The sequence below is a fragment of the Pseudoalteromonas agarivorans genome, from assembly GCF_024518735.1.
Classification (GTDB): Bacteria; Pseudomonadota; Gammaproteobacteria; order Enterobacterales; family Alteromonadaceae; genus Pseudoalteromonas; species Pseudoalteromonas atlantica.
The window spans coordinates 78,656-91,636 of sequence record NZ_JANIGJ010000004.1 but is presented as its reverse complement, the minus strand read 5'-3'; the positions used below and the strand labels follow the sequence as shown (position 1 = coordinate 91,636).

Below are 12,981 nucleotides of genomic sequence, written 5' to 3'. Positions count from 1 at the left end.
TTACAAAAATAGCCACTTAGGTGTGGCTATTTTTAAACCTAAACACGGAGCTTATTTTTTGTTTGAGTGTTTATCAAACCACCATTGAATGTAGGCAACCTTGGTCATTAAGTTAGAAGGGCGCGCCGTAATACCGTGTGATGCATTAGGAATACGCACCATGGCGGTATCAACACCTTGCAGCTTAAGGGCTTGGTAAAACTGCTCGGTTTCATAAATAGGGGTACGGTAATCTGCCTCCCCTGTTAAAAGCATAGTGGGCGTTGTTACGTTACCTACATAGCTAATAGGTGAGCGTTTCATATAGTGCTCAATATGGTCCCAAGGTTTACCAGGGAACCAGTAATCGGCAAAAAATGGATAAAAATCGGCAGTTAGTACAAAGCTGATCCAATTAATAACGGGTTTAGCCACCACTGCTGCTGCAAACCTGTCGGTGTGCCCTACAATCCATGCGGTTAATACACCACCGCCCGAGCCACCGGTTACAAATAATTTAGACTCATCAATAAAGCCTTTCGCTATTAGTGCATCAACGCCGGTCATTAAATCGTCAAAATCGTTACTTGGATAATTATGATGAATTGTTTGGGCAAACGTTTTACCGTATGAGTCACTGCCTCGTGGGTTCATGTATAAAACCACATTCCCTTTGGCTGCAAACAATTGCACCTCGGTACTAAAGTGAGGACCATAATTGGCCACAGGGCCGCCATGAATTTCTAAAACAAGAGGGTATTTTTTTGATTTATCAAACCCAGGTGGGTATGCAATCCAACCTTGAATTGGCAGCTGGTCGTGGCTCGATTTAAGCCAAATTTCTTCTACGTTGGCAAGTTCTTTATCGTCTAACGCATCGGCATTGAGTGTAGTAAGGCGACGAGCTTTGCCTCGTTTTATAGTGGCTATATCTGCAGGGCGCTGAGTATCGGCAAGTGTAAAAGCAATTTCGCCATCTTCGCTTACATCAAAATCGCCGCCCGAATAAGGACGACCAAACGCAACGCTACCTATTTGCTCGGTGAGCACTTTACGCTTACCACTGCGTGGTTGGTAGGCAAGGGCGGTTTGGCCTTCGTCTGCGTAGCTAAAGTAAACTCCTTTTGAATTGGCACTCCATTTAATTTGCCCCACACTTCTATCAAAATTAGGGGTTAGGCTTTTTGTATCGCCCGTTTTTAAATCACGAATATAAAGCTGCGTGTTTTCGTAATTGGTGCGTTTATCATCATACCCTGTAAAGGCTAGGTAACGCCCATCGGGAGATACTTTAGGTTGTTGGTCAGGGCCGTTTCTATTGGTAATGGCAGCAATTTTTAAGGTGCTTAAATTAAGCTGGTATATTTCACTATTAGTGGGCTTTAGTTGATTTTGCTCATGCCGATTGGCCGAAAAATAAAGGCTGTTGCCGTTTTTACTAAAGCTTACTTCGCCGGCGTTATTAAACTCATCGTGTGTGAGCTGCTTTGCATTGCCGCCATTTGCATCTATTGCAAATAATTGACTAAATCCTTTTTGGCTATAACCGCCTCCGTCGGCACGGTAGTATACATCGTCTATAAATTTTGCTGGCTCTGCCCATGTAGCGCCTTTAGGCTTGCCAGGTAAGTTAACAGGTGGTGCACTGCTACTTGGTACAAACATACTAAAAATAAGCTGCTGAGAGTCGGGATGCCAGGTAATTGCGCGTGGGCTGCTGGTTAGGTTACTAATTTTTGCTACAGCACCTGTTTTAAGCCACTTCATATAAATTTGGCTGCTGCCATCGCGGTTAGATATAAATGCAAGGCGTTGCCCATCTGGCGATAGTACCGGGGAGTGATCCATATGCACGCCCGAGGTAAGCGGTTGCAGTTGTTTAGTTTTATAATCAACTGACCAAATATTACTGACTTTACGGTCCGTTTTTATATCCATACGGTTACGTACAAAGTACACCGTTTTACCATCGTCTGTTATATCAATTTGATTGGCGTATTCAAGATTAAACACATCTTGTAGCTGTAATATGTTGTCCTTTGCAAAAGCTAACTGGCTACTACCAAGTAATAAACTGCTACTTAAACTAAGTGCTAAAAGCGTCTTCATTTGTATTCCCTGTTGTGGTTTTTGTATATGTAGTTATATGTCAGTAGGGAAGGGATGAAAAGCGCGATGCGGTGAATCTGTAATTTAATACCTGTTTAAGTAAAACATGGTTACTTTAGAATAATAAATAGCGGGCTTACTGCGTTAAATTTTTTATATGCAGCGCCATGTATTTCAGCGCTGTGTTACTTATGCTTTGTTACTGTGCTGTGTTGTTGCGCATTTTTAAAGCAATATTAGGTTTTACGTGATTGAACTTAATGGAGGTTATAGCTGTAAAGCCCCTTTACAGCTAAATAGTTTTTAAAGTAAAGCAAACATGCGTTTTGTAGCTTGAGGCTTAATAACGAGCTAAAAGCAAGGTTAGGTTGCTGATGCACACAGTGATTTAATTTCTTTAATAAGTGCAATACCGGCTGCGTTATCGCCATGTACGCACAAACTGTTGGCATTTAAGTTTAAGGTGTTTCCTGAGCGAGTGGTTACACAACCCTCGGTTAATAGCTGTTTTACTTGTGCTAAAAGTGCTGGCTTGTCGTGAACGCTGCCATCAAGGTGGCGAGATACTAAATGCCCTTCGTCTGTATATTGCCTATCAGCAAAGGCTTCTAAAATAAGATCTACACCTAAACTATTGGCGGCAAAGGTGTGTTTTGCAGAGTCTTTTGTGGCTAATAGCATAAGCTTTAATGGTGCAGGGTAGTGCGCTATAGCAGTAATAACTGTTTGTAAAATATGGTCGTTTTTCATCATGTCGTTATATAAAGCACCATGTGGCTTAACATAGCTAAGTGTTAAGCCTTGTACTTTAGCCATGCCATCAAGGGCGGCAATTTGGTAATGTAAGCAATTGGTCAGTTCTTGTGTGCTAAGCGCCATAGAGCGCCTGCCAAAGCCTTGTTGGTCGGGGTAACTTGGGTGCGCACCTATTTGTACATTGTGCTGCTTTGCTAAATACAACGTATCGGCTATTACATCTGGGTCTCCACCATGAAAACCACACGCAATATTTGCCATATCAATATGAGGCATTACCTCATCATCTAACCCCATTTTCCATGCGCCAAAGCTTTCGCCTAAATCGCAATTAAGTTTCATGTTTTATCCCTTGTTATTATTATTTTATGGTAACTGGCAGTACGCCATGAGCGTGTGCATTGCCTAACAATACCTTAGCAAGCGCTGTAAACGCAGGCCCTGCAACAGCATTGTTTTTATCTGTATCTATATTATACGCATAAGAAGCAAGAACTGCATTAGCTCTGCTGCCAAACTGCGCTATGTCGTAGGGGGCACGCAAACTTATAAATATTGTTTTTTTATTCGCTGATGCAGCTATATCCAGTAATGATGACAGCGCTTTTGGTTGCTCAGCGGTATTGAGTGCAAAGCGCGGGTCGTCTTTTAAATCATCCATTCCGCCAATCTCTACAGCGCTTTGATTAGGCGTAGCGTTGCCTGCAATAACAACATCTGCATTTTTAATTAAGCTATGCGCCTTTAAAGGGTCAAACCCTTGTAAACTACTGCAACTATATTTAAGCGCCGCATTACTTATAGCGCTAAGCGCTTGCTGCATAGCCATGCATTTTCGGGTATCGGGCATAATAATATGGATGTGTTGCCCTTTGCTTAAATTAAGAGGCAATGCATTATTGTTATTTTTAACCTCAGTAATAGCATTTACGGCAAGCTCAGTTTCTATTTTGCGATGTGCTTGAGAGCCAATAATATCTTTTGCTTTAGCCAAAGTGCTTAATGGGTCTAGCTGAGTGGTTAATTTAAATTTATTTTTTAAAGCGGTTATACGCGCAGCCGATTGAGCCACTTCTTCTTTACTGAGTTGTTTATTATTAACAGATGCGACTAATTCATCCATTAGTTTGTCGAGTGCGTTTAAATCAGCTGGTGTTCTGATCTCTATTGGCATAAGCGCTAGGTCAACGCCTGCTGAAAAGGTATTGATTACCGCTTGGGTTGGGGTGAAAAAATGACTAATGCCGGCCATATCTAAAGCGTCGGTTACCACCACACCTTGATAATTTAACTCCCCTCTTAAAATGTCAGTAATTATGGTACGCGACATAGTGGCGGGTTTTATCATGCTTTTGCCATCAACACTTACAAACGTACTGTTATCGAGTTGTGGGTATTGAATATGCGCCGTCATAATCATACCTGGGTTTTGCGTGGCAATTATGTGTTTAAAGGGAGCTAAGTCTTGTTGGTATATGTCTTCTTTGGAGTGATTTACTTGTGGTAACCCTGTGTGGCTGTCTACGTTGGTATCGCCGTGCCCTGGGAAGTGCTTTAACGATGTAATAACGCCGTTGCTCTCAAATCCTGCCACTTGTGCTGCGCCTAATTTACTGACAAGCGCTGGGTTTTCACCAAACGAGCGAACATTAATTACCGGGTTATCGGGGTTCATGTTTACATCTACCGTAGGGGCATAGTTAACATTAATACCTAACGAATTAAGCTCTTTAGCTATAACAGTGGCAGTTTGGGTTGCGTATTGAGTGCCATACTTTTTATAGGTTGCACCAATAGACATATTACCAGTAAATGAAGTGGCAACATCGCGTGGTAAACGCGCTACTCGGCCGCCTTCTTGGTCTATCGAAATAAATAACGGCAGCTTTGAACTTGATTTACTCGCCGCAGCTTGTAATTGGCTATTAAGGGTAATGGTTTGCTCAATAGATTGGGTGTTTTCAGAAAATAAAATTACACCACCAATATTATGCTTAGCAATGGCCGCTGCTAGTTCATCAGGTAGGGTAGTAACCGGTGTTCTGCATTGTTTGCTTGATCCTTGCTGACAAAAATAGCGTAAATCGAGAATTAGTTTTTGCCCCAATTGTTGTTCAAGAGACAGTGTAGGCTTAGCAAAAGAAGATTGTAATGGCATTAAACACCCAGATAAAAAAACAACAGACGAAATAAAGCATTTATTTAGCAAAACACACTCCAACGCTAAATAGATAAGTGGCAGTAGCTTATCTATTTTTGTGTACAACTGCAAAGTGCAGCTGTTTGTATACACAGGGTAAATTGTAAGGCGTGTATCATGGCTGAATACGTTTTATCTAAATGGTGAGTAGGCCTTAAATTAGCTGTACTCACTGCCACCGCTTTTAAAAACTAAAGATTAAATAGTTCATTGTTTTAATTGGCCAGTTAACTGTTAAAGCCGTGTAGGGGTTAAGCTATAGGCTAGCCACGGGAGTTATTAAAGGCTAAGCACAAACACTATTTATTGCCTGCATTACTATAAAGGCTTGACATATATAGTTAACTCTATATAGTAGGCCGCAGCTAGAAAGAAAGCATGATAGTTTATAAATCTTTATTTCGTTGTTGTATAAGTAATACTTGTAGTACCGTCCTGAAGTTTTTAAGTACCATCTCATTTTTTGCTACACCCGCTCTTATGAGCATATTTTTTATTTTTATATCAGGATATTACAATGTCTAACATCGTATCAGGTACAGTTAAGTGGTTCAACGAGTCTAAAGGTTTTGGTTTCATCGAGCAAGAAAACGGCCCAGACGTTTTCGCACATTTCTCAGCAATCAAAAGCGAAGGTTTCAAAACTTTAGCTGAAGGCCAACGTGTAGAGTTCACTCTTTCACAAGGTCAAAAAGGTCCTCAAGCGGATAACATCACTCCGTTATAATTTTTACTTTTAAAGTAAAAATAAAAAAAAGCGCTTAAGGCGCTTTTTTTGTGCCTAAAATTTGACTGTTAAATAGCGCCATCTATCATTTAATAATATAAATTAATGTAGTGGTGCGGTTATTCTAAAACTCTTTCCTTTTATTGCTTGTTTCTTCTTAAGCACGTTTACTTATGCAAACCATTTTAAGTTAGTTATTTATACAGATCAGTTTGCACCTTACAATTTTATAAACGAGCACGGCCAACTTGTTGGTGCTAACTACGATATAGTCAACGCACTGTGTATTAAAGCAGAAGTAGAGTGCGACTTTAAAGTCATGCCTTGGAAGCGTGCCGCAATGCTTGTGCATAAAAAGCCTTATTCAGCCATTTTTTCAATGGCGCAACATACTAACCGAATTCCTTTATTTAATTGGCTTGGCCCGTTAACTACTGCACGAACTTATTTTTATAAGTTAAAAAGCCGTCCTGATGTCACTGTAAACACCCTTAACGACACCACTCTTTATTCGTTAGGCATGGTAAGGGGAGATATATATCAATCATTGGTCAAAAAAATAGGGTTTGTAAACGGGCAAAACTTAATGACGTTTGGTGAAGAGCAACAATATATTCAGCTTTTTATAAACAATAAAATAGATCTTATTTTAGGCTCCGAGCACGTTATTTATAACCAATTAAAGCCTTATAACGTGAGCTTACTTGATGTAGAGCAACTTACTGAACTACCTGTAAGTAACGACCTTAAAGATAATTATTTAGCGTTTAATAAAGCGGTGCCGCAGCACATAGTAGATCGCTTTCAACGTGCCTTTAAAGTGCTAAAACAAGAGCGCAGTCTCGATTCGTTCATAGCGCCATATAGCAATAATTAATCACTAAGCCCCTATTTTAGACTTCATTACTTAGGTACTAATTAACGTAACTAAGCGTTAAAGTTGCGCTTAAAAAAGCAAGGTTTAGCTTAGGGGCTAGGGCAGCCCTTGGGTATTTTTAAGTGTGTAAAAGGCTTTTTGTAGCGCGTTTATATAGCGCATATCGGTGTTTTTATTTGCTGCCAAATAGGCATCTACCTTGAGTTCTTCTACATTATATATGGCTTTAAATTCAGCGTCAGGGGTGGGCAAATACTGACTAATTTGGTGTATTAGTTCGGGGTCATCAACAATTAAGTCTACTTTTTTGGCAACCAGTAACGCATACGATTTTTGTATATCGGTGGTTAGCACAACCTCAAACCCCAAGTTGGTTAATATATCAGTAGAAAAGTCGTTACGTTGCATCGCTATTTTGTATTTTTTTGCCTCCTCAGTATTGTTAATAATTATGTCGTCACGCTCTTTAAGCGCAACAAAAGCAAGCTCAAAATGCGAAACTGGGCCTATCCAATGAAAGTCGTTTTCTCGCCCTTTGGTGCGCGCTATGCTGTAAATAAAGGTGTTTTGAATAGTGCTGGCAAGTCTAAATGCTCGCGCCCATGGATACATTTGTATGTCGGGCGTTAGGTTCGCCTTTGCAAAAATAGCCCTTATAAACTCAGTGCCTTTGCCTGTCACTTTTCCATCAACAAGTATTTGATCGGGCGGCGAGAGTTCCGTGACAACTAAAAGAGGGTCTGAGCTTGCGTAGCTATTAAAAAAAACAAACAACAATACTAATAAAAGTTTACGCATTTATATAAATCGACTTATCAACAGCGGCTATTTTATGAGTGTGCTTAAAGGTAGAACATCAATAAAACAGTAGGTTACATTAGGATAAACCTAAGTGTGGCCTAAAATTTATAATTTACCACTTTTCAATAATACAAATTTATCGCAAAAATATAAAAAGCCATGCGCGTATATGTACTTAAAGGTAAGAAAGAAAAAGTTGTTATTAAAAGGAAGAATGTTTATAAGGGCCCTAAAACGATAAAAGGGCCTTGCGGCCCTTGGTGAAGTATCGTTCAAGTCAAATAGTGCTTTAACCCCTTAAAGTACTATCTTCTTGTTTTGCAACACCGGTGTTCATCTCATTAAGTTTCTAAGCTAGCGAGAGGAAAAACCCAGCAATTGCTGCGCTCATAAGGTTAGCCATAGATCCTGCTAACACTGCTCTGAGCCCTAAGCGTGCGATATCCTTTCGCCGACTAGGCGCCATACCGCCTAATCCACCTAGTAAAATAGCTATCGACGATAGATTAGCAAACCCACATAACGCAAATGTTACAATTGCTTGAGTGTGCGCACTTAACGTATCGCGATAATTTATAAAGTCTAAGTAAGCAACAAACTCATTTACTACTAACTTTTGACCAATAAAACTACCTGCTATGATTGCCTCATCCCATGGTACGCCAAGTAACCATGCAACAGGGGCAAATACATAACCTAAAATTTCTTGTAGCGTTAAAGTAGGGTAATCAAACCACCCACCAATACCGCCTAGTAAACCGTTTAATAACGCTATTAATGCTACGAAAGCTAATAGCATTGCGCCCACATTTAGCGCTAAATGCATGCCGTTAGCTGCGCCTGATGCTGCTGCATCAATAACATTAACTGGCTTGTCTTCATCGGTGTCTAAATCAGCAAGCGTATCTTTAGGTGTTTCGGTCTCTGGCACAATCATTTTGGCCATTAAAAACCCACCTGGTGCAGCCATAAAGCTGGCGGCAATTAAATACTTAAGCTCTACACCAATAATTACGTAACCTGCCATTACAGAGCCTGCTACCGTGGCTAAACCACCTACCATTACTGCAAACAACTCAGACTTAGTCATGGTTGCTATAAACGGCTTAACTATTAAGGGTGCTTCAGTTTGGCCTACAAATATATTAGCCGTTGCTGAGAGCGATTCTGTGCGCGAGGTTTTCAATAGTTTTTGTAAACCGCCGCCCAGAATTTTAATTATCCAATCCATAATGCCAATGTGGTAAAGCACAGCAACAAGAGCTGAGAAAAACACAATGACCGGTAAAACTTGAATAGCAAAAATAAAACCGAGTGTATCTTGCGATGCAAGTGGGCCAAATAAAAACCCGATCCCGTCGTTTGCAAAGCTAATTACCGAAGAGACGGCACTAGACATACTTGCTAACACATTTTTACCTGCTTCAAAAAACAGTACAAACCCACCAATAACTACTTGCATAGCAAAGGCTATCGCTACGGTGCGTAAGTTTATTGCTTTACGATTAGTCGAAGCCGCAAAAGCAATACTTAGTAGTACAAACATGCCTACTAAGCTCATAAATGTTGTCATACAGATGTTTCCCGTTATTATTCTTGTAGTAAATACTTAATTTTACTTTTAATAATATCAATCGCAACGCGGTTCATTCCGCCTCGAGTCACAACCAAATCAGCGTTATGCTTTGAAGGCTCAATAAATTGATAAAACATCGGTCTAACAGTTGCTTGATATTGCTCAACAACAGATTGTAATGTTCTGCCTCTTTTTTCCATGTCTCGTTGCATACGACGCATTAAGCAAATATCAAGGGGTGTATCTATAAATACCTTAATATCAAATTCTTTATTAAGTGCTTTATCACTTAATAATAAAATACCTTCTACTATTAAAATTTTAGCTGCAGCAACGCGACGAGTTTCATCGCTTCGTGTGTGTTGTGCATAATCATAAGTAGGTACTTCGACAGAGTTACCACTACGAAGTTGAGTTAAATGTTCAAGCATTAACTCATGTTCAAATGCATCAGGATGGTCGTAGTTAGTTTGCGTACGGTGTTCCATAGGCAAATGCGACTGATCCTTGTAATAAGCATCTTCTTCAATAATGGCGATAGCGCCTGGTTCAAGCTCATTAACCAACTCATTGTAAATAGTTTGGCTAAAAAGAGATTTGCCCGACGCTGATGCGCCAGCAATAGCTATAATAGTTCGTGTCACTAAAGTTCTCACCCACACAGAAAGGAAAAGTTGTTTGGTTGATCACAATAGCAAAAAAGACACGAATAATCTCTTTTGCTTTGCTTAAGAACGCAAATTTATAATGTTTAGCTTTTATGAAACAGGACTTATGTCCTGTACGGAAAATTCGATCAGCGGATAAAGTAACCACCTAGAAGCAAAGTGAGGTCAACATGGCAAGAGCAATCATCTTAATGGCAGACAGCCTAGGTATAGGCGCAGCACCCGATGCAGACAAATTTGGTGATGTTGGAGCAAATACACTCGCCCACTTATTAAAAGCATACCACGACGAAACGGGTAAAGCGTTATCGTTACCTAATTTATCTAAATTAGGTTTAATCGATGCCTGTGAAGCCGCGGGCGGTGAAACGTGTTTAGTTTCTGAGCGTCAAGCATCGCAAGGTGCATGGGGTTATGCAAAAGAGCTTTCAAGCGGTAAAGATACGCCATCAGGGCACTGGGAAATGGCCGGCGTACCTGTGTTATTTGATTGGGGCTACTTCCCTAAAACACAGCCGAGTTTTCCACAAGAATTTGTAGACGAATTTATAGCCGCTACCGGTATACCTGGCATTTTAGGCAACTGCCATGCGTCAGGCACCACCATATTAGAGCAGCTAGGCGAAGAGCATGTAAAATCAGGCAAACCAATTTGTTACACCTCAGCAGATAGCGTGTTTCAAATTGCCGCACACGAAGAGTCTTTTGGCCTCGAGCGCCTTTACGAAGTGTGCGAAATTGCCCGCGAATTACTTGATAAACTAAATATAGGCCGTGTTATTGCTAGGCCATTTTTAGGCACAAGCAGCGCAGATTTTGCCCGTACTGGTAATCGTCGCGATTATTCAGTATTGCCGCCAGCACCGACCCTATTAGATGTGCTATCTAAACACGGTGGTGAAGTAATAAGCATTGGTAAAATTGCAGATATATATGCACACCAAGGCATTACTCAAAAACACAAAGCCCCAGGGCTGATGAATTTGCTTGAAAAAAGCAGCGAAGTATTAGCAAGTGCGCCAGATAACAGCTTAATTTTTACCAATTTAGTTGATTTTGACGAAAAGTTTGGCCACCGTCGCAACCCAGTTGGTTATGCAAAAGCGTTAAAAGAATTTGACGATTACTTACCAACTATACTAAACCAGTTAAATGCAGATGACGTGTTAATGATCACTGCAGATCACGGCTGTGACCCAACCTTTCCAGGTTCAGAGCACACCCGCGAATATGTACCAGTTATAGCTTATCAACCGGGCATGCAAAATACCCCGCTTGGCGAGCGCAATAGCTTTGCAGATATAGGCCAAACCCTTGCACAGTGGTTTAACTTACCTGCACTTGAATACGGTGACGGCTTTTTAAATAAGCTAAACGCGCCTAAATAAAAAGGAAAACAATTAATGAGTACTCCGCATATTAGTGCAAACGTTGGTGACTTCGCTGAAACAGTATTAATGCCGGGCGATCCGCTTCGTGCACAATACATTGCTGAAAACTTTTTAGATGATGCAGTACAAGTAACAGGCGTACGTAACATGTACGGCTTTACAGGCACATACAAAGGTAAACCTGTAAGTATTATGGGTTCGGGCATGGGCATACCATCTATGTCTATTTATGCGCGTGAGTTAATTGTAAGCTTTGGCGTTAAAAATATTATTCGTATTGGTACCTGTGGTGGTATTGGTACAGATATTAAAATTCGCGACGTAATTTTTGCACAAGGCGCAAGCACCGACTCAAACGTAAACCGTGCACGCGTTCGTGGTTATGATTTTTCAGCAATTGCTAACTTTGACCTACTTTTAAACGGTGTTAATGCCGCTAAAGACCTAGGCATTAAAGCAAAAGTAGGTAACGTATTTACTACCGATACCTTCTACCAAGCTGACGACACATTCTACAAAGACCTAGATAAACTAGGTGTACTAGCTGTAGATATGGAAACAGCAGGTTTATACGGTGTAGCTGCAGAGTATGGTGCTAACGCAATGGCACTATTTACCGTAAGTGACCACGTGATCACCGGTGAAGCAACACCTGCAGATGAGCGCCAAAGCACATTTAACGAAATGGTTAAAATTGCTTTAGAGTCTATTTAATAAAGGCAATTTTATTAAATTAGCAAACAGTTCCTTGGTAACGTATTCACTAAGTTTTGGAGACACGCCCAAAGTGAAGTGAGACTAAACCCCCAAAGCCGCATTTTATGCGGCTTTTTTTATACCTATAAAAGTGCTGCTTTTAAAGCGCCAGCAAGCTGCACGTCTGTACAGCACGAGCTAACCGCTTAGCAGCGAGTTCTCCTCGCGTTTGGTATTAATTTTTTTCGCGGCATAAAGCCGCTGCTACTCATCTTTTTTAAACAAACCAATGTTACCCAAAGTAAAAGCACTACGTTTAAAAAGTCACTACACCCAGTGTCACTCTTACTAAGTTAATGCTAGTGTATAAATTACAACCATTTATTGTTTTTATTGTTTTTGTTGTTTAACCGTTAAGCTATGGAGTTGACTATGTCTAACTGGGTAGATGCAACCGTAAAAAAAGTAACATGGTGGAGCGATACACTTTTTAGCCTGGTAGTAAACGCAAGCGTAGAGCCATTTAAGGCAGGGCAGTTTACTAAGCTCTCGATTATGGAGGGCGATAAACGAATTGCTCGGGCATACTCTTATGTAAACGCGCCTAATAACCCCGATTTAGAATTTTACCTTATCAATGTAGAGGGCGGCTTATTATCGCCTAGGTTGGCGCAATTAAAATCAGGCGACACTGTATTAATAGAGCAACGTGCCACAGGCTTTTTTACCTTAGACGAAATACCGCCAAGCGAGCAGTTATGGATGCTAAGTACAGGCACTGCAATAGGGCCGTTTTTATCTATTTTGCAGCAACAAGAGGTATGGCAAAAATACACACAGATTAATTTAGTGCACGGCGTACGTTTTAATGCCGATTTAAGCTATCAAAATCTAATACACGCCCTAATAAACGCACACCCTACACAACTTAACTACATTCCGGTTGTAAGCCGTGAGGAGCCACAGCAAGGCCTGAAAGGGCGTATAACTACAGCAATTCAAAACGGCGAGCTATTTAGTAAAGCCTCTAAAACCCCAAGCCCGAGTAATTCGCAATTTATGATTTGCGGTAACCCACAAATGGTAAAAGACACCACACAGTTACTTTTAGACAAAAACTTTAAACGAAATCGTCGCAGAGACCCAGGGCACATAACGGTTGAGCAGTATTGGTAAAGTGTATAACAATCATTTAATTGCT

At 40.6% G+C, this 12,981-nt stretch carries 11 protein-coding genes; 5 read left to right on the top strand and 6 right to left on the bottom strand.

Annotated elements, in window-relative coordinates; translation table 11 throughout:
- Window positions 1–51: 51 nt before the first annotated feature.
- From NQT65_RS08915 to NQT65_RS08905, 3 genes are all read right to left on the bottom strand, one after another.
- Window positions 52–2,088 carry a S9 family peptidase gene (locus tag NQT65_RS08915; RefSeq protein WP_256850991.1) on the bottom strand — a complete coding sequence of 679 codons (2,037 nt, stop codon included), beginning with the start codon at window positions 2,086–2,088 and terminating at the stop codon, window positions 52–54.
- A 363-nt stretch (window positions 2,089–2,451) separates the two neighbouring features.
- Complete coding sequence (locus tag NQT65_RS08910) at window positions 2,452–3,186, bottom strand: 5-oxoprolinase subunit PxpA (protein WP_256846583.1); 735 nt, start codon at window positions 3,184–3,186, stop codon at window positions 2,452–2,454.
- Between the two features lie 19 nt (window positions 3,187–3,205).
- Window positions 3,206–5,002, bottom strand: coding sequence for a glycoside hydrolase family 3 protein (locus NQT65_RS08905; protein ID WP_126009590.1), 1,797 nt, complete (start codon window positions 5,000–5,002; stop codon window positions 3,206–3,208).
- Window positions 5,003–5,561: 559 nt separating this feature from the next.
- Between NQT65_RS08905 and NQT65_RS08900 the strand changes: the two genes are divergently transcribed.
- Window positions 5,562–5,771: a cold-shock protein gene (locus NQT65_RS08900; protein WP_004587186.1), complete on the top strand. Its 210-nt coding sequence runs from the start codon at window positions 5,562–5,564 to the stop codon at window positions 5,769–5,771.
- 121 nt (window positions 5,772–5,892) lie between these two features.
- Window positions 5,893–6,648 (top strand): substrate-binding periplasmic protein, encoded by a 756-nt coding sequence (locus tag NQT65_RS08895; RefSeq protein ID WP_337944438.1) that lies wholly within the window; start codon window positions 5,893–5,895, stop codon window positions 6,646–6,648.
- 96 nt (window positions 6,649–6,744) lie between these two features.
- On the opposite strand, the gene NQT65_RS08890 is transcribed toward NQT65_RS08895, so the two are convergent.
- The 3 genes from NQT65_RS08890 to udk all read right to left on the bottom strand — a co-directional run bounded on the left by NQT65_RS08890 (window position 6,745) and on the right by udk (window position 9,669).
- Window positions 6,745–7,446 (bottom strand): substrate-binding periplasmic protein, encoded by a 702-nt coding sequence (locus NQT65_RS08890; protein ID WP_256850990.1) that lies wholly within the window; start codon window positions 7,444–7,446, stop codon window positions 6,745–6,747.
- Window positions 7,447–7,798: 352 nt separating this feature from the next.
- Window positions 7,799–9,022, bottom strand: coding sequence for a NupC/NupG family nucleoside CNT transporter (locus tag NQT65_RS08885; protein ID WP_004587189.1), 1,224 nt, complete (start codon window positions 9,020–9,022; stop codon window positions 7,799–7,801).
- Between the two features lie 17 nt (window positions 9,023–9,039).
- Window positions 9,040–9,669 carry a uridine kinase gene (udk, locus tag NQT65_RS08880; RefSeq protein ID WP_004587190.1) on the bottom strand — a complete coding sequence of 210 codons (630 nt, stop codon included), beginning with the start codon at window positions 9,667–9,669 and terminating at the stop codon, window positions 9,040–9,042.
- 194 nt (window positions 9,670–9,863) lie between these two features.
- Here udk and NQT65_RS08875 point away from each other — a divergent pair, with 194 nt between their 5' ends.
- From NQT65_RS08875 to NQT65_RS08865, 3 genes are all read left to right on the top strand, one after another.
- Window positions 9,864–11,081, top strand: coding sequence for a phosphopentomutase (locus tag NQT65_RS08875; RefSeq protein WP_121638629.1), 1,218 nt, complete (start codon window positions 9,864–9,866; stop codon window positions 11,079–11,081).
- Window positions 11,082–11,096: 15 nt separating this feature from the next.
- Entirely contained in the window at window positions 11,097–11,798 is a 702-nt protein-coding gene (gene deoD / locus NQT65_RS08870; RefSeq protein ID WP_004587192.1) for a purine-nucleoside phosphorylase, read from the top strand.
- 414 nt (window positions 11,799–12,212) lie between these two features.
- Window positions 12,213–12,956: a ferredoxin--NADP reductase gene (locus NQT65_RS08865; protein WP_138685461.1), complete on the top strand. Its 744-nt coding sequence runs from the start codon at window positions 12,213–12,215 to the stop codon at window positions 12,954–12,956.
- Window positions 12,957–12,981: the final 25 nt, after the last annotated feature.

Bases quoted from the DNA above. Each gene is read 5' to 3' on its own strand.
- deoD (WP_004587192.1), top strand. From the start codon at position 11,097: ATGAGTACTCCGCATATTAGTGCAAACGTTGGTGACTTCGCTGAAACA.
- NQT65_RS08900 (WP_004587186.1), top strand. From the start codon at position 5,562: ATGTCTAACATCGTATCAGGTACAGTTAAGTGGTTCAACGAGTCTAAA.
- NQT65_RS08865 (WP_138685461.1), top strand. From the start codon at position 12,213: ATGTCTAACTGGGTAGATGCAACCGTAAAAAAAGTAACATGGTGGAGC.
- NQT65_RS08875 (WP_121638629.1), top strand. From the start codon at position 9,864: ATGGCAAGAGCAATCATCTTAATGGCAGACAGCCTAGGTATAGGCGCA.
- NQT65_RS08905 (WP_126009590.1), bottom strand. From the start codon at position 5,002: ATGCCATTACAATCTTCTTTTGCTAAGCCTACACTGTCTCTTGAACAA.
- NQT65_RS08890 (WP_256850990.1), bottom strand. From the start codon at position 7,446: ATGCGTAAACTTTTATTAGTATTGTTGTTTGTTTTTTTTAATAGCTAC.
- NQT65_RS08885 (WP_004587189.1), bottom strand. From the start codon at position 9,022: ATGACAACATTTATGAGCTTAGTAGGCATGTTTGTACTACTAAGTATT.
- NQT65_RS08910 (WP_256846583.1), bottom strand. From the start codon at position 3,186: ATGAAACTTAATTGCGATTTAGGCGAAAGCTTTGGCGCATGGAAAATG.
- NQT65_RS08915 (WP_256850991.1), bottom strand. From the start codon at position 2,088: ATGAAGACGCTTTTAGCACTTAGTTTAAGTAGCAGTTTATTACTTGGT.